This is a genomic window from Saccharothrix sp. DSM 118769, from assembly GCF_052936295.1.
Genome location: NZ_CP193627.1, coordinates 8,980,322 through 8,997,136 on the forward strand (window position 1 = coordinate 8,980,322; position 16,815 = coordinate 8,997,136).

The window sequence follows — 16,815 nt, forward strand, 5'->3', positions numbered from 1 at the left end:
CCGGGAGGTCGGATGGCACAGGACATCGTCCCGATCGAGCTGGGGTTGACCCAGGGTGATGTCGTCACCCTGTGGGCCCCACGCTGGCGGGAAGAGGGCGAGGAGTGGGAGGCGTTCCTCGGCCACGAGGAGGACCTGTACGTCTTTCCCGACGCCGCCCACCTGGCGGCGTTCGTGCGCACGGCCGAGGAGCACGACCTGACCGACCACCCGGCGTGGCACGTGGTGCCCGCGCTGACGGTCGGTGAGCTGTCCCCGGACGACAACCACCAGTTCGACCTGGTCGGCGTGCCGGAGCTGGTCGCCGAGGAGCCCGACACCTGGGTGATCGGCGAGCTGGCGGACGTGATCTCGATCGTGCGGTCGCTGGCGGACGTGTGCGAGCTGGAGAAGGTGCACGAGATCCTGGACTCGGCGGAGGGCTTCGCGCTGCTGCCGCAGGGCACGCTGCCGTTCACCGGCCGCGAGGGCCAGGCGCTGTGGACCGAGATCGCCCAGGTCGTCTCGGACAAGTGGGACGAGGTGCTCGACGCGATCGACGAGGTCGTGACGACGCCCGACGTCGACGAGACGGTGCTGAAGGTGGCGCAGGAGGAGCTGGCCGCGTTCGAGGAGGCCAACGCCGCCGCCACGGCCGGGTCCGACGAGGACGACGAGGACGGCGACGACGAGCCGGTCGGCTTCTGGGGCGAGGTCGGCATCGACCCGATCAAGATCATCAGCGGCGCGGGCGAGTACTACACGCTGCGCTGCTACCTGGACGACCAGCCGGTGTTCCTGGGCCGCAAGGGCAAGATCGACGCGTTCGGCTCGCCGCGCGCGCTGGCCCGGTTCATCGTCGAGGCCGACGACAACGACATGACCGAGGTCTCGACCTGGGGCGAGCTGGTCACCAAGGCGACCGGCGGCGACCTGGAGGTCGAGGTCGACCCGGACAACGTCTACGTGCTCACCGGCCTGGACGAGGACATCGCCGACGGTCCGGACGCGGTGGACCCGACGCAGCTCGACCTGGTCGTGGAGCTGCTGGAGGACACCGGCGAGTGGGCCCACGACGACACCGTGAAGGTGGCGCTCAACGGGTCCGAGCGGCTGGGGTGGCTGGTCAACTACGTGCTCAAGCCGGACCCGACGCGACTGGCGCCCAGTGCGCCGTTCGACGACGAGGTGACGGCGTGGCGCGCGCTCGTGGCGCAGTTCGAGGACCGGTTGAAGGTCCACTAGCCGGGTGGTGACGCGGAACGGGGGGCGGCCTTGCGGGGTCGCCCCCCGTTCGCGTCAGACCAGCGCGTCGTAGGCGGGGTTGATCACGTTCCGGATCAGCGCGCGGCGCTCGTCGTGGGTGATGAACGCGGCCTTCGCGGCGTTGACCGCGAAGGTGCGCAGGTCCTCCCAGCCGAAGCCGAAGTGCTCGACCGCGGTGGCCAGCTCGCCGGTCATCGAGACCTGGCTCATCAGGCGGTTGTCGGTGTTCACGGTGACCCGGAAGCCCAGCTCGTGCATCCGCTTGATGGGGTGCTCGGCGAGGGAGCGCACGGCGCCGGTGTGCACGTTCGACGTGGGGCACATCTCCAGCGCGACGCGCCGGTCGCGCACGTAGGCGGCGAGGCGGCCGACCTCGTCGCCCTTGATGTCCTCGGCCAGGCGCACGCCGTGCCCGAGGCGTTCGGCGCCCGCGAGCTGCACGGCCTCCCAGGCCGACTCGGCGCCGGCGGCCTCGGCGGCGTGGATGGTGAAGTGCGCGTTCTGCTGCCGCAGGTACTCGAAGGCGGACAGCTCGCGGCTCGGCGGGAACCCGGCCTCGGGGCCCGCGATGTCGAAGCCGACGACCCCGGCGTCCCGGTAGCGGACGACCAGGTCGGCGACGCGCTGCCAGCCGTCGTTCTGGCGCATCGCGCAGAGCAGCGCGCCGACGCGGATCGTGCGGCCGGCGGCCTCCTCGCCCTTGCGGAAGCCCTCCAGCACCGCCTCGACCGCCTGCTCCATGCTCAGGCCCTTGGCGGTGAACAGCTCGGGCGCGAACCGGATCTCGGCGTAGACGACGCCGTCGGCCGCGAGGTCCTGGACCGCCTCCGCGGCGACGCGGACGAGCGCGGCCTCGTCCTGCATGACCCCGCAGGTGTGGGCGAAGCCCTCCAGGTAGCGGACCAGCGAGCCGGAGTCGGCGTTGTCGCGGAACCACCCGCCCAGCGCGACGGGGTCGGTCGTGGGCAGGCCCTGGTGGCCGGAGGCGTCGGCGAGTTCGATCACCGTCTGGGGTCGGAGGCCACCGTCGAGGTGGTCGTGCAGCAACACCTTCGGTGCGCTGCGGAGGGCCTCCTGGTTAAGCGGGGTCGGCATGGCCGTCACCGTATACGGGTCCGTCGGGTGACACGTCGTGTCGTTGCGGGCCGTGGTGATCTTGAGCCGGTATGATCACGGCTTTGACTCGGACGGGTGTGTGCAGAACCACTCGATCAGGTTCGTTTGGTTGTTGTGCAGTCGTGATGCAGAACTTTCCGCTACCTCGACCAGGGGTTCAGTCACTCGCACGGCGGATGCTCACGCGACGCAGTCAGGCACCGTCTGGCGGTTACCTTCGGGTAGGGTCGGTCGTTGTAACTCGAACGGACTACACGGAAGGTCTCTGCGGGCGGTCCCCCTCGGGGGCTGGTACAGCTCCGCGCCCCAACCTGGTTAGGCTCCCGGAGGTCTCCCCTCCCCTGGACGAAGGCACCCGAGCCGTGAACGAGAACAGCAACTCCACGATGTCCTTCGATCGGATGCGCAACATGCTCACGCGCGCCGCGGAGATCCGTGAGAGCGAACAGCAGCAGATCTTCGACGCACTGGACGAGATCCACGCGCGGATGTCCCCGCTCGAGTCGCTGGGTTCCGTTCGCAAGCGCCTGTCCGAGCTGCCCGACCGGACCGAGGTCAGCGTGCTGGCCGAGCGCCTGGACGAGGCGCTCGCCCGGCTGGAGGCGCAGGACAACGCCGTGCAGGGCATCGGCCGCGCCGTGGACGGGCTGGTCGACAAGCTCGCCAAGCCGTTCGCGCAGCTCGACGGCCGACTGGACGGGGTGGCCGGTCGGTTCGAGGGCGTCGCGGGCCGGATGGACGGCCTGGAGGACAAGCTCTCCCACATCCACAAGCGCATCGACGACCTCGACTCGCACCTGGAGAAGCAGGACACCAAGGTCGACCAGGTCCCGAACGCGATCATCGCGCCGCTGCGCGAGCGCATCGAGGCCCTGGAGGTCGCGCTGCGCGGTCGCCTGGACGAGGTCGACGAGGGCGTGCACGAGCACCTCGACGGCACCCGCGAGGCGCTCCAGCGGTCGCTCACCGACTCGACGAACGCGCTCCACGGCCGCATCGACGAGACCCGCGACAACATCAACAACACCCGCGACGGGCTGCACGGGGCGCTCACCGAGACGCGCGACTCGCTGCACTCGTCGCTGGCCGACACGCGCAGCACCGTGACCGGCAAGCTCGACGAGGCGCGCGAGGCGCTGCACGCGGCCCTGGACGAGACCCGCGACCAGGTCGACGCGACGGACCGGCTGGAGGCGCTGGCGCAGCGCCTGGAGCAGGTCACCTCGCGCCTGGACACCATGACCACGCGGCTCGACTCCGTGGAGGACGACTTCGCGACGCGGCTCGGCGAGCTGTCGGGCGTCGTGGAGCAGGGCATCGCCCGGGTCGAGGGCACGGTGTCGGCGCGTCCCGACTCGGAGTCGCTCGCGTCCATGGTGCGCCGCAGCAACCAGGAGTCGGAGCTGCGGATCGGCGGTCAGCTGGACGAGGCGATGGCCACGTTCGCGGAGCTGATCCTGGGTGGCGGCTCCCCCACCCCGCCCCCGCCGCCCACCGCGCTGCCCCGGCCGCAGCGGCGGACCCGGAAGAACGGGCCCAAGTCGGACGTCCGGGACGACGACGACCTCACGGCCGAGGGTGCTTGATCCGCATGGGGTGACGTAGTTCGGGTGCAAGGCTTTGCAGGGGTCCCCTCCCAGGGGGCCCCTGCTTTTATTTTGCCCTGGGGGTCTGACAATTTTTGTTTTGGTGCTGGTGGGGGCGGTGGCGGGGCGGGAGAAAAGAAAAAGAGGAAGAGTCCTCGCCGGACCGGCAGGCCGCCGAGGAGGGTGGGGCGCTCGCGTTCTCCCCGCACGGCCTGCCGGAGGCAACCGCGCGGGGAGAACGCGAGGGCCTGGGGTGCGGCTGCGCTCAGCCCCGGATCGTGTCGATCAGCAGGGGGGTGGGGGTGGGTGCCTCGTCGCCCACGCGGTGGGCGTCCGCCAGGGTGGCCAGGGCCGCGGGGAGGGCGTCCGGGGTGTCGGTGTACAGCTCCAGGAGGGGCTGGTCCGCCTCGACCCGGTCGCCCGGCTTGGCCAGGCAGAGGATGCCCGCGCCGGCCTGGACGGGGTCTTCCTTGCGCGCCCGGCCCGCGCCCAGGCGCCACGCGGCCACGCCCACCGCGTAGGCGTCCAGGGTGGTCAGGTAGCCGGTGGCACCCGCGGTGACGACGTGCTTGTGCTTGCCGCGCGGGAGGGGGGCGTCCGGGTCGCCGCCCTGGGCGCGGATCATGCGGGCCCACGTCTCGTACGCCTCGCCGGAGGCGAGCACGGCCCGCGGGTCGGCGGTGACGCCCGCCCTGGCCAGCATCTCCTCGGCCAGGGCGACGGTGAGGTCGACCACGTCCCGCGGGCCCCGGCCCTGGAGGACGTCCACGGACTCCTCCACCTCGACCGCGTTGCCGACCGCCCGGCCCAGGGGGACGGACATGTCGGTGAGCAGGGCGGAGACCTCCAGGCCGTGGTCCACGCCGATGGAGACGAGGGCGTCCGCCAGGGCGCGTGCGCGGGCTTCCGTCTTCATGAACGCGCCCGAGCCGACCTTGACGTCCAGGACGAGGGCTTCCGCGCCCTCGGCGATCTTCTTCGACATGATCGACGAGGCGATCAGCGGGATGGCCTCGACGGTGCCGGTCACGTCGCGCAGGGCGTAGAGCTTCCGGTCGGCGGGGGCGAGGCCCTCGGTCGCGGCGCAGACGACGGCGCCGACGGTGCGCAGCTGCGACTGGATCTCGTCCAGGGTGAGCTGGGCGCGCCAGCCCGGGATGGACTCCAGCTTGTCCAGGGTGCCGCCGGTGTGGCCGAGGCCCCGGCCGGAGAGCTGGGGGACGGCCGCGCCGCAGGCCGCGACCAGCGGGGCCAGGGGGAGGGTGATCTTGTCGCCCACGCCGCCGGTGGAGTGCTTGTCCACGGTGGGGCGGCCCACGTCGAGGTGGAGCCGGTCGCCCGAGTCGACCATGGCGCGGGTCCAGCGGGCCGTTTCGCGGGCGTCCATGCCGTTGAGCAGGATCGCCATGGCGAGGGCGGACATCTGCTCGTCCGCGACGCGGCCCTTCGTGTAGGCGTCGACCACCCAGTCGATCTGGTCGTCGGACAGGGCCTCGCGGTCGCGCTTGGTCCTGATGACGTCCACGGCGGTGTGGCTCACGGCAGGTCTCCGGGTCCGAAGGCGTCCGGCAGGACACCGGTCATCGGTGTGATGCCGGACGGGGTGTCGATCAGGCAGGTCGGGCCGCCCAGCTCGTAGATCACCTGGCGGCACCGGCCGCACGGCATGAGCAGCTCGCCCGTGCCGCTGCGGCAGGCCAGGGCGACCAGCCTGCCGCCGCCGGTGAGGAACAGCTGGCCCGCGAGGGTGCACTCGGCGCAGAGGCCGACGCCGTAGGCGGCGTTCTCGACGTTGCAGCCGGTGATGACGCGGCCGTCGTCGCAGACGGCCGCGGCGCCCACCTGGAGGTTCGAGTAGGGGCAGTAGGCGGCCTGGGCGGCCTCCACGGCCTTGGCGCGGAGGGCGTCCCAGTCGATGTCAACCACGGCGGTACACCACGCCGTCCGCCGCGGGCATCCGGAGCCGTTGGGACGCCACGGCCAGCACGATCAGCGTCACCACGTGCGGGGCGTAGGTGGTCAGCTCGGACGGCACCTCGTCGACGCTGTAGTACACCGCGTAGAGCAGGCCGGCGGCGACGAAACCGCCTGCGGCGGCGAACCAGCGGCGGCGGACGAGCTGCCAGACGACGATGACCACGAGGAGCAGGACCGCGCCGTAGACGAGGGAGAGGAACGTCTGGCCGCCGGAGCGCAGCTGGAGGCCGTCGGCGTAGCCGAACAGGGCCGCGCCGCCGAGGAGGCCGCCGGGGCGCCAGTTGCCGAAGATCAGCGCCGCGAGGGCGATGAAGCCGCGGCCGTTGGTCTGGCCCTCCAGGTAGCCGGGCTGGCCCGGGTTGAGCACGAGGGCCGCGCCGCCGATGCCGGCCAGGGCGCCGGAGGCGATGACCGCGACGTACTTGTGCAGGTAGACGTTGACGCCGAGGGACTCGGCGGCCACCGGGTTCTCGCCGCACGAGCGCAGGCGCAGGCCGAAGCGGGTCTTCCAGAGGACCAGGTAGCTGGCGACCACCAGGGCGATGGCGAGCATGGTCAGCGGGGAGACGCCGGTGATGAGGCCGCGCAGGATGCCGGCGACGTCCGAGAGGCCCACGCGCTGCTGCGCTTCGAGGTCGGCGAGCCAGTCGGAGACGCCCGGCGCGGAGTAGGTGTCGAACTTCGGCACGGCCGGGGACTCGCGCGGGTTGTTCGACAGCGGGAAGAAGATCAGCGTGGAGAGGTACTTCGTGAGGCCCGCGCCGAGCAGGTTGATGGCCACGCCGGACACGATGTGGTTCACGCCGAACGTGACCGTGGCGACCGCGTGCAGCAGGCCGCCCAGCGCGCCGAAGACGGCGGCGGAGACGAGGGCCGCCCAGGGACCCCACTGGTAGCCGGCCCAGGCGGCACCCCAGGTGCCCATGATCATCATGCCTTCGAGGCCGATGTTCACGACGCCCGCGCGTTCCGCCCACAGGCCGCCGAGGGCGGCGAGCAGGATCGGGAGCGCGAGGCGGACGGCGGTCTGGATGGTGCCGGTCGAGGTGAGCTGCGGCACGCCGGTCAGGTAGGACGTGGTCGAGAGCAGCACGACCGCGCCGGCCACGCCGAGCGCGCCGACCGCCCAGCCGGGGATCTTCCGGGACTTGCGGGGCGGCGGGACCGTGGCAGGTGCCTCGGAGGGGTTCATCAGGGAAGTACTCACGCCGCACCCACCGTTCCGAGCTGCTTGCCGACCTGGCGCTGCTGCGCGGCCAGTTCGAACCGCCGCACCACCTCGTAGGCGACGACGACGGAGAGGACGATCGCGCCCTGCATGATCGTCACGATCTCGCGGGGCACCCCGACGTTGTCCAGGGCGAGGCCCGACTTGTCGAGGAACGCCCACAGCAGGGCGCCGAACGCGATGCCGCCGGGGTGGTTGCGGCCGAGCAGCGCGATGGCGATGCCCGAGAACCCGAGACCGGCGGGGAAGTTCAGGTTGTACGTGTGGTCGCGGCCCAGGATCTCGGGCATCGAGACCAGGCCCGCGATGCCGCCGGAGAGCAGCATCGCGACGAGGACCATCTTCTTGGCGTTCACGCCGCCCGCGGCGGCGGCCGTCGAGGACTCGCCGGAGGCGCGCAGCTCGAAGCCGAAGCGGGTGCGGTTCATCATCACCCAGTAGCCGATGCCCAGCGCCGCGGCGAGGAAGACCAGGCCGAACACGGTGCCGGACGAGCCGAAGGGGATGCCGGGCACCCAGCCGCTCTCCGGGATCTCCGGGGTGCGGATGTTGTTGCCGCGCAGCTCGCCGAACACGTCGTCGCCGATCAGGTAGGCCGCGAGGCCCAGGGCGAGGCCGTTCATCATGATCGTCGAGATGACCTCGTTGACGCCGCGGGTCACCTTGAGCACCGCCGGGACCGCGGCCCACAGCGCGCCGACGGCGGCGGCGGTCAGGATGACCGCCAGGGCGTGCAGGCCGGGCGGCAGGACGATCGAGCCGCCGACGACCGCGGCCACGACGGCGGCGACCCGGTACTGGCCCTCGACGCCGATGTTGAACAGGTTCATCTGGAACCCGATCGCGACGGCGAGCGCCGCGATGTAGTAGGTGCCGGTGCTGTTGACGATGTCGACGGCGGTGGTGCCCTCGCCGACCTGCGACACCATGACCCCGAACGCCCGCAGCGGGTTGGCGCCGGACACGACCAGCGCGATGCCGCACAGCAGGGCGGAGAACAGGATCGCCAACACGGGCGGCAGCAGTTTGCCGCGCAGGATTCCCATCACTCGCCTTCCACTTCCGCACCGGCGGCGGTCGCACCCGCGCCCGCGCCGGTCATCGCGCTGCCGAGGTCCTCGGGGGTCACCGTGGCCGGGTCCGCGTCGGCCACGAGACGGCCGCGCAGCATCACCCGGATGGTGTCGGACAGCCCGATCAGCTCGTCCAGGTCGGCCGAGATCAGCAGCACGGCGAGGCCGCGCGCGCGGGCGTTCTTGATCTCGTCCCAGATCAGGGCCTGGGCGCCGACGTCCACGCCGCGGGTCGGGTGCGACGCGATGAGCAGGACCGGGTCGCCGGACAGCTCGCGGCCCACCACGAGCTTCTGCTGGTTGCCGCCGGACAGCGCGGCGGCGGCCACCTCGATGCCGAGGGTGCGCACGTCGAACTCGTCGACGATCCGCTGGGTGTCCTTCCTGGCCCCGGCGAGGTCGAGCCACTGGCCCCTGGCGACGGGGCGGCGCGTCTGGTGGCCGAGGATGCGGTTCGCCCACAGCGGCTGCTCCAGCAGCAGGCCCTGGCGGTGGCGGTCCTCGGGGACGTAGCCGATACCGGCCTCGCGGCGCTGGAGCGTGCCGGCCTTCGTCAGGTCGCGGTCGCCGAGCAGCACGCGGCCGTGGTGGGCGCGGCGGATGCCCATGATCGCCTCGACCAGCTCGGTCTGCCCGTTGCCCTCGACGCCGGCGATGCCGACGACCTCGCCCGCGCGGACCTCCAGGTCGATGCGGTCGAGGACGGGGCGGGTGCCCTCCTCGGCGACCAGGCCCAGGTTCTCGACCTTGAGCACGACGCGGTCGGTGACGGTGGACTCGCGGGTCTCCGGGCTGGGCAGCTCGCTGCCGACCATCATCTCGGCCAGCTGGCGGGAGCTGACGGCCTTCGGGTCGGCGGTGCCGACGGTGGTGCCGCGGCGGATCACCGTGACGGAGTCGGCGATGGCGCGCACCTCGTCGAGCTTGTGCGAGATGAACAGGAACGTGAAGCCCTGCTCCCGCATGCCGCGCAGGGTGGTGAACAGCTCGTCCACCTCCTGCGGCACGAGCACGGCGGTCGGCTCGTCCAGGATGACCACCTTGGCGCCCCGGTAGAGGACCTTGAGGATCTCCACGCGCTGCCGGTCGGCCACGCCGAGCCGCTCGACCAGGACCCCCGGGTCCACGGTCAGGCCGGTGGCCTTCGCCAGCTCCTGGATGCGCTTGCGCGCCCGGCCGCCGATGCCGTGCAGCGCCTCCGCGCCGAGCACGACGTTCTCCTGCACGGTGAGGTTGTCGGCGAGCATGAAGTGCTGGTGCACCATGCCGATGCCCGCCTTGATGGCGTCGGCGGGGGTGCGGAACCGGACCTGTCTGCCGGCCACCTCGATGGTGCCCTCGTCGGGCTGCTGCATCCCGTAGAGGATCTTCATCAGGGTGGACTTGCCCGCGCCGTTCTCGCCGCACAGGGCGTGCACCTCGCCGGCCCGCACGCTCAGGTGGACGTCGCTGTTGGCGACGACCCCCGGGAAGCGCTTCGTGATGCCCGACAGGACGACGGCAGGGGTGGTAGTGCTCATGGAAGCTCCGTCAGTTCTCCGGCTGCGCCGGGGCTAACCACGCACCGAGCCCTGCGAGGGTGCTCGCAGGGCCCGGTGCGCCGGAGGCCGGATGGGGTGGATCGGGTTGCGCCGGCTGGGTCAGGGCGCGGACTTGACGGTGATCTTGCCCTCGATGATCTGGGCCTTGTAGCCCTCCAGGACCGCCTGGAGCGCCGCGTCGATCTTGCCGCCGGACGTCGAGTAGCCGACGCCGTCCACCTTCAGGTCGAACACCTTCGGCAGGGCGGCCAGGTCGTTCTTGGCGACCGCGCCCACGAAGTCGTACACCGCGACGTCGACGCGCTTGAGCATGGACGAGACGATCACGTCCTTGGACTCCGCGACGGTGGTCTGGTTGTACTGGTCGGAGTCGACGCCGATGGCCTTGGCGTTGCCCGCCTTGGCGGCGGAGAAGACGCCCTTGCCGGACGCGCCGGCCGCGTGGTAGAGCACGTCGGCGCCGGCCTCGATCTGGCCGGTCGCGGCCTCCTGGCCCTTGGTCGGGTCCTGGAAACCGGTGAAGTCACCGGCCGGGGTGAGGTACTTCTCCTCGATCTTGATGTCCGGCGCGGCGGCCTTGGCGCCCTGCTCGAAGCCGGCCTGGAACTTCTGGATCAGCGGGATCTCCACGCCGCCCACGAAGCCGACGTGGCAGGACTTGGACTGGTAGGCGGCGATGACGCCGGCCAGGAAGGAGCCCTGCTCCTCGGCGAACACCAGCGGGGTCACGTTGGCCGCGCCCTCGACGGCGCCGTCGACGATGGCGAACTTGACGTTCGGGAACTCCGGCGCCACGACCTTCAGCGACTCGGCGTACGCGAAGCCGACGCCGATGATCGGGCTGAAGCCCTCACCGGCGAGCTGGCGCAGGCGGGTCTGCTTGGCGTCCTCCGCCTCGTTCGGGGCGGCGGTCAGCTCCTTGACGTTCTCCGGCTTGATGCCGTAGTCGGCCTTGGCCTTGTCCAGGCCGGCCGCCGCGGAGTCGTTGAACGACGCGTCGCCGCGACCGCCGATGTCGTAGGCCAGACCCACCTTCAGGGCGCTGCCGTCGATCTTCTCACCGGCGTTGGACGCGCTGGAGGTGGCCGAGGCGGCGGCCGGCTTGTCAGCCAGCTTGCAGCCCTCGGCCGTGTTGGTCGACCCGGACCCGGCGGTGTTGCCCCCGGTGTCCTTGGCGCACGCGGCCATCGACAGAACGCTGGTCAACGCGACCGCGGCCACCGCAAGGCCACGCATACGACGACGCACAGCTCGTCTCCCTCCCTGCTCACAGAGCAGACTTTCCCGACGGCCATGTCGGGTTCCGAGTGGCGAACCGTACCCCGTAGTAATGACGCCCGCGCACGTACCGGCCCGCCGTGACCTAATCGTTGGTGCCACCGGGCGACACCGCCACTCGACGTGATCCCGCGTGTTCCACGCGTCGTGGCCGGTCACGCAGCGTGAGCCGCTGAACGACCCGGTGGAGCGACGCGTAGTGCCTGGTGGAGGTCGGGACCAACGGCGGGGTCCCGGCCTCCGCCGCGCGTGCGGCGTTCCGCGGCGTCGTCGGCGTCCTCGGGCCGTTAGCCCGTTGGTGACGCGTTGGGCCCGCGTTGGCGGGTGGGGGTGCACTCCAGGCTGCACCGGTATCCACCCCAGGAGGTTGACCTTGGACCCCCAGCAGTGGCTCGACAACTTCGAGGCCAGGCTGGCCGACCTTCAGCGCAAGTCGGCGGACCTCCAGGAGAACTTCGAGAACTCCCAGGCCACGGCCACCAGCCCGGACGGTTCGGTGTCCGTCACGGTGGGCCCGAACGGCGGCCTGCTCAACCTCCAGCTGGGGCACCGCGCCGTCGAGCTGGGCTCCGCCCGCCTGACCGCGCTCATCCTCCAGACCGCCCGCACCGCGCAGAAGCAGGCCGCGCAGAAGGTCATGGAGGCGTTCGAGCCGCTCGGCGAGGGCACCGAGGCCATGCGGATGGTCAGCGACTCGATCCCGGACGACGACCAGCAGGTCGACGACCGCGACTACGCCGAGGCCGAACCGGAGCCGGAGCCCGAGCCCGTCCGCGCCACCCCGCCGTACGCGTCCCGGCAGATGCAGATGCCGGCGCGCCCGGCGCGCAGGTCGGCCGCGGTCGAGGACGACGACGAGAACCAGCCCTGGTGACGAGGAAGGTCTGAACCATGCCCGAAACCCCCATCGCCTCGCCTCCCGGGATGGAGATCACCGAGGAGAACAAGTTCAAGGGGTCCCTGTTCATCTCGGCCTGGGACGAGATGATCACGACCATCGGCAAGGACGCCGAGACCGAGACGGAGAAGGCGCTCGACATCACCTTCGCCGCGATCGGCACGGCGTCGTCGATGGCCATGCTCGCCGTGGACCCGTTCGGCACCATCCTCGGCGCGGGCATCGGCTGGCTGATCGAGCACGTGAGCTTCCTCAAGGAGCCGCTCGACCAGCTGATGGGCGACCCCGAGGAGATCAACGCCAACGTCGAGGCGACGAAGGCGCAGGCCGCCGAGATCCGGGTGCTGGCCGAGGACCACCGCAGCGGGCTGGCCACGTTCGACGGGTGGAGCGGCAGCTCGTCCGAGGCGTTCAAGTCGAACATGGACAGCATGGGCCAGGAGCTGGACGCGCTGGCCAACGCGGTCGAGCAGAAGGCGAAGATCGTCGCGATCTGCGGCGTGCTGGTGTCGGTGCTGCGCGACATCGTGCGCGACCTGATCGCCCAGCTGCTCGGGTCGCTGCTGGCGGGCGCCCTGATCGCCGCCGCCACCGCGATCATCACGTTCGGCGCGTCGATCGCCGCCTACATCGGCTTCGCGGTCGGCAAGGCCGTGGCGCTGGGCGTGAACATCGCGTCCCGCATCGCCCGCCTGACCGCCGCGCTCGCCCGCCAGATGGGCCGGATCAAGAACCTCGACGAGATCACCGAGAAGGTCGGCAAGGGCTGGAACCGGTTCGAGAACATCGCCGACGTCGCCGAGGTCGGCTACGAGTCGTGGAAGGCGCAGAAGGGCGTCGACCGCGAGATCGACAAGGCGCTGGCCAAGGACGTGCAGGACGACAAGGTCACCGAGGCCAACAACAGGGCCGAAGAGGCCAACAAGAAGTACGAGGACGCCAAGGCGGCGGAGACCAAGGCCGCCGAGGAGGCCAAGGCGGCCAACGAGTCGCTGAACACCGCCTCGGAGAAGGCCGCCGCCGCGAACGACAAGGTCGGCAAGGCCATCGACGAGGCCAACGCCGCCGCCGCGCGCGGTGACCAGGCCGGGTACGACGCCGCGATGGCGAAGTACGAGTCGGCCAAGGGCGAGGCCGAGTCGGCCCGCTCGGAGGCCGCGAAGGCCGCCGAGGCCGCCGCGAAGGAGAGCCGGGACGTCGCCGACGCGGCCAAGGCCAGCAACGACGCGCTGAACGCGGCGAAGCCCTCCGACGAGGCCGCGAAGGCCGCGTACGAGGAGTACAAGAAGAACAACCCGGGTCCGGAGGACCCCGCCCGCACCTCCGCCGAGACCGACATGTCGTCGAAGAACGACGCGGCGAAGGCGGCGAACGCCTCGTACGAGCGGGCCAACGTGGACTTCGCGGCGGCCAACGCGGCGGCGGCCGAGGCCAACGCCAAGGCGTTCGCGTCCGGCAGCGACGCCGACATCAAGGCCGCGGAGGAGGCGTCGAAGAAGGCCGAGCAGGCCGGCGACGCCGTGCAGCGGGCGGCGGACGACGCGAAGTCGGCCGGCGAGGCGGCGAAGTCCAGCTACGACGACTACCAGAAGAAGTACTCGCAGCCCGACACCAGCACGACGAGCACCGGTTCGGTGACGGTCTAGGTTCGGTCACGGTCCGAAGAGCGTCACGGTCCGAAGAGCGCGGAGAAGCATCCATGGCACGCGGTGGCGGCGCAGACCCCAATCCCACGGGCAACCCCTCGGGCAACCCGTCTTCGCCCCCGCCCCCCGCCCCGCCACCCCCGGCCGGTTCGCCGACCGGGGGTTCCGGCTTCGGCATGAGCAACGACTCGATGGACGGCCTCCAGCGCAAGGCCGGGGACTTCCAGGCCCGCCTCGCCGCCATCTCCAGCGGCCTGACCGGGTTGAAGCTCGGCCCGAACGCCCTGGGCCCCATCGGCATCGTCGCCGTCCCGGCCCTGAACAACTCGAACGACGCCTCGGTCAAGCAGGCGAACAACGCCTCGACCGCGATGGGCAACGTCCAGTCCGGCCTGAAGGCCACCGCGCAGACGCACGTGCAGAACGACCAGTTCAGCCGTGACCAGTTCAAGGCCATCGACCCGAACTCGAACGCCCAGCGCCAGCCGGGTTCGCCCGGCAACGGCCCGCTCGGCGTGAAGGGGCCGGGCGGTCCGCAGGTCTCGCCGAACAACGTCCAGCCCGGGGCGTCCGGGCCGAACGGGTCGGGTGGGTCGAAGACCGCCGGCGGGCCGTCGGTGAGCCCGGTGAAGAACGTGCCGGGGGCGTCCGGGCCCAACGGGTCGGGTGGGTCGAAGACGGCCGGCGGGCCGTCGGTCGGGCCGGTCAAGAACGTGCCGGGGGCCACCGGACCCACCGTGTCCGGTGGCGGGAGGACTCCCGGTGGGCCGGGCGTCGGCCCCATCGGCACTGTGCCCGGGGCTACCGGGCCCAACTCGCCCGGCGGCGGCAGGACTCCGGGTGGGCCATCGGTCGGGCCCATCGGCACCATCCCCGGCGCGACCGGCCCCAATGCCCCTGGTGGCGGCAAGACTCCGGGTGGTCCGGGCGTCGGGCCCATCGGCACTGTGCCCGGAGCTACCGGGCCCAACTCGCCCGGCGGCGGCAAGACCTCCGGCGGGCCATCGGTCGGGCCCATCGGCACCATCCCCGGCGCGACCGGCCCCAATGCCCCTGGTGGCGGCAGGACTCCGGGTGGGCCGGGCGTCGGGCCCATCGGCACTGTGCCCGGAGCTACCGGGCCCAACTCGCCCGGCGGCGGCAGGACTCCGGGTGGGCCATCGGTCGGGCCCATCGGCACCATTCCCGGAGCTACTGGACCCAACTCGCCCGGCGGTGGGAAAACCGCTGGTGGGCCGGGTGTCGGGCCCATCGGCAGTGTGCCCGGTGCCACCGGGCCCAACTCGCCCGGCGGCGGCAAGACCCCCGGTGGGCCGGGCGTCGGCCCCATCGGCAGCGTGCCCGGTGCCACCGGGTCCACCCCCGGTGGTGCGAAGGGCGCGGCCGGCGGTCCCGGTGTCGCCCCGGTCACGGGTGTGCCCGGCGCGTCCGGCAACGGCCAGGCGGTCAAGGGCGGCCCGACGCCGGGCGCGCCCCCGGTCACCGGTGTGTCCACGCAGCCCGGCGCGAACACGGCGGCGTCGAAGATCACCACCGCCCTCGGCGGCGGCACGCCCTCGCCCACGACCACCGCGCCGCCGATGGCGGGCGGCCCCATGGGCGGTGCGGCACCGGGCGCGGCGGGTGGTTCGGACCGGTCGAGCAGGTTCACCGGCGGCCCCGGCAAGGGCACGTTCGACGCGCCCAAGGCACCCGGCGGCGACGGCACGATCACGAAGTCCCCGCCCACCTCCTCGTCCACCCCGCCGCCGGCACCCAAGCCCACGGTCACCGTGCCGAGCAGTCCTGGTGCGGGCACCCCCGGCATCAGCACCCCGACCACCGGTGCCACCCCGACCGGCACCCCGCCGTCGACCACGGCCACGGCCCCGCCGGCGACGCCGAAGCCGACCGCCGGGACGCCGTCGATCGCCACCCCCGGCGCGGGCGTACCCCCGATGGCGGGCGCACCGGTCGCGGGGGCACCGGCAGCGGGTTCCACGGGCACGGACCGGTCGAGCAAGTTCACCGGCGGGCCGGGCAAGGGCACGTTCGACGCGCCCAAGCCCCCGGTCGCGGACGGCACGATCAGCAAGGCCCCGCCCACCTCGTCCTCCACCCCGCCACCGGCCCCCAAGCCGACGGCCGGCACCCCCATCACCACCCCACCGCTCACCACCCCACCACCGAGCACGGCCTCCCCGGCGGTCACCCCTCCCCCGGCGACCCCGGCCGCGACCACCCCGTCGCCGACCCCGACCCCGAAGCCGACCGCCACCACGCCCACCGCCACCCCACCGCCGCCGAGCGCCGCCTCGCCGTCGGTCACCTCGCCGTCGGTCACCCCTCCGGCGGTCACCCCGCCCCCCGCGGCCCCGGGCGTGACCACCCCGCCAGCCACCGCTCCCACCGCGAGCGGCACCGCGAAGCCGAGCGGCCCGAGCGGTGTCTTCGACGCGCCCAAGCCCCCGGCGGGCGACGGCACGGTCAAGTCGGCCCCGCAGTCGCCCCAGGCACCCCCGGCGGCCACGCCGAAGCCCACCATCACCCCGCCGATCACGGCACCGCCGATCACCACGCCGCCAGTCACGGCACCGCCAGTCACGCCGCCGACCACGAACACGCCGGCTGCGAACACGCCGGCTGCGAACACCCCGCCTGCGAACACCCCGCCGCCCGCCGCCGCGAACCAACCGGCTCCCGCGCAACCGGCGGTGAAGACGCCCCCGGTCTCGGCACCCCCGATTTCCGCGCCGCCGGCGAGCGCGCCGCAGGTCAGCACCCCGCCGGCCACGAGCCCCACCCCGCCGCCGGCCGCTCCCCCCACCACGACCCCGTCGACGAAGACGCCGCTGGTCTCGGCACCGCCGATCACCACGACGCCGGTTTCCACGCCCCCGGTCTCATCGCCGCCGGTCTCATCGCCCCCGGTGTCGACGCCCCCGGTCTCGGCACCGCCGAGCCCTCCGCCGACCACCGCCCCGGTGAACGCGCCCGCGGCCACCACCCCACCGGTTTCCACGCCCCCGGTCACCGCACCCCCGGCCGCCCCACCGGTCACCCCGCCGCCGGCGAACCCGCCCGCGGCCACCACGCCACCCGCCGCGAACACACCGCCGGCCAGCACGCCCCCGCCCGCCGCGCCGCGCCCCACCACGCCACCGGCGGTCCCGCCGGTGGTGAGCACGCCGCCGGTCACCCCGCCGCAGGCAACGACGCCGCAGGTCAGCACGCCCCCGACCGCGCCG

General features: G+C 72.5%; 11 protein-coding genes. 4 read left to right on the top strand and 7 right to left on the bottom strand.

From position 1 onward, the window contains the following. Positions 1–12: 12 nt before the first annotated feature. Positions 13–1,224, top strand: a complete 1,212-nt coding sequence (locus tag ACRAKJ_RS38340) for a primosomal protein (protein ID WP_438922930.1) — start codon at positions 13–15, stop codon at positions 1,222–1,224. 54 nt (positions 1,225–1,278) lie between these two features. Here ACRAKJ_RS38340 and ACRAKJ_RS38345 read toward each other — a convergent pair whose 3' ends face one another. Beyond that, positions 1,279–2,340: an adenosine deaminase gene (locus ACRAKJ_RS38345; protein ID WP_438922929.1), complete on the bottom strand. Its 1,062-nt coding sequence runs from the start codon at positions 2,338–2,340 to the stop codon at positions 1,279–1,281. Between the two features lie 383 nt (positions 2,341–2,723). Between ACRAKJ_RS38345 and ACRAKJ_RS38350 the strand changes: the two genes are divergently transcribed. Continuing rightward, positions 2,724–3,947: a hypothetical protein gene (locus ACRAKJ_RS38350; RefSeq protein WP_447008822.1), complete on the top strand. Its 1,224-nt coding sequence runs from the start codon at positions 2,724–2,726 to the stop codon at positions 3,945–3,947. A 265-nt stretch (positions 3,948–4,212) separates the two neighbouring features. On the opposite strand, the gene ACRAKJ_RS38355 is transcribed toward ACRAKJ_RS38350, so the two are convergent. The 6 genes from ACRAKJ_RS38355 to ACRAKJ_RS38380 form a co-directional block, all read right to left on the bottom strand. Beyond that, on the bottom strand, positions 4,213–5,487 hold the full coding sequence (locus tag ACRAKJ_RS38355) for a thymidine phosphorylase (RefSeq protein ID WP_438922927.1): 1,275 nt from the start codon (positions 5,485–5,487) through the stop codon (positions 4,213–4,215). After that, a complete protein-coding gene (locus ACRAKJ_RS38360; RefSeq protein WP_438922926.1) occupies positions 5,484–5,873 on the bottom strand; it encodes a cytidine deaminase in 390 nt (129 codons plus the stop codon). The genes ACRAKJ_RS38355 and ACRAKJ_RS38360 overlap by 4 nt, the downstream gene beginning before the upstream one ends. Further along, entirely contained in the window at positions 5,866–7,131 is a 1,266-nt protein-coding gene (locus ACRAKJ_RS38365; RefSeq protein ID WP_438922925.1) for an ABC transporter permease subunit, read from the bottom strand. Before ACRAKJ_RS38365 ends, ACRAKJ_RS38360 begins: the two co-directional genes overlap by 8 nt. Further along, positions 7,128–8,198 carry an ABC transporter permease subunit gene (locus ACRAKJ_RS38370; protein ID WP_438922924.1) on the bottom strand — a complete coding sequence of 357 codons (1,071 nt, stop codon included), beginning with the start codon at positions 8,196–8,198 and terminating at the stop codon, positions 7,128–7,130. The genes ACRAKJ_RS38365 and ACRAKJ_RS38370 overlap by 4 nt, the downstream gene beginning before the upstream one ends. Further along, complete coding sequence (locus tag ACRAKJ_RS38375) at positions 8,198–9,745, bottom strand: ATP-binding cassette domain-containing protein (RefSeq protein WP_438922923.1); 1,548 nt, start codon at positions 9,743–9,745, stop codon at positions 8,198–8,200. The genes ACRAKJ_RS38370 and ACRAKJ_RS38375 overlap by 1 nt, the downstream gene beginning before the upstream one ends. 120 nt (positions 9,746–9,865) lie before the next feature. Then, a complete protein-coding gene (locus ACRAKJ_RS38380; RefSeq protein WP_438922922.1) occupies positions 9,866–11,002 on the bottom strand; it encodes a BMP family ABC transporter substrate-binding protein in 1,137 nt (378 codons plus the stop codon). 415 nt (positions 11,003–11,417) lie between these two features. Between ACRAKJ_RS38380 and ACRAKJ_RS38385 the strand changes: the two genes are divergently transcribed. Continuing rightward, entirely contained in the window at positions 11,418–11,918 is a 501-nt protein-coding gene (locus ACRAKJ_RS38385; protein ID WP_438922921.1) for a YbaB/EbfC family nucleoid-associated protein, read from the top strand. Between the two features lie 17 nt (positions 11,919–11,935). After that, the gene (locus ACRAKJ_RS38390) at positions 11,936–13,588 is read left to right on the top strand and encodes a WXG100 family type VII secretion target (protein ID WP_438922920.1); all 1,653 of its coding nucleotides are present in this window, start codon (positions 11,936–11,938) and stop codon (positions 13,586–13,588) included. The last annotated feature ends 3,227 nt before the right edge of the window (positions 13,589–16,815 follow it).

Coding starts and splice junctions, on each gene's coding strand:
- ACRAKJ_RS38375 (WP_438922923.1), bottom strand. CDS start 9,745: ATGAGCACTACCACCCCTGCCGTCGTCCTGTCGGGCATCACGAAGCGC.
- ACRAKJ_RS38370 (WP_438922924.1), bottom strand. CDS start 8,198: ATGGGAATCCTGCGCGGCAAACTGCTGCCGCCCGTGTTGGCGATCCTG.
- ACRAKJ_RS38345 (WP_438922929.1), bottom strand. CDS start 2,340: ATGCCGACCCCGCTTAACCAGGAGGCCCTCCGCAGCGCACCGAAGGTG.
- ACRAKJ_RS38380 (WP_438922922.1), bottom strand. CDS start 11,002: ATGCGTGGCCTTGCGGTGGCCGCGGTCGCGTTGACCAGCGTTCTGTCG.
- ACRAKJ_RS38390 (WP_438922920.1), top strand. CDS start 11,936: ATGCCCGAAACCCCCATCGCCTCGCCTCCCGGGATGGAGATCACCGAG.
- ACRAKJ_RS38340 (WP_438922930.1), top strand. CDS start 13: ATGGCACAGGACATCGTCCCGATCGAGCTGGGGTTGACCCAGGGTGAT.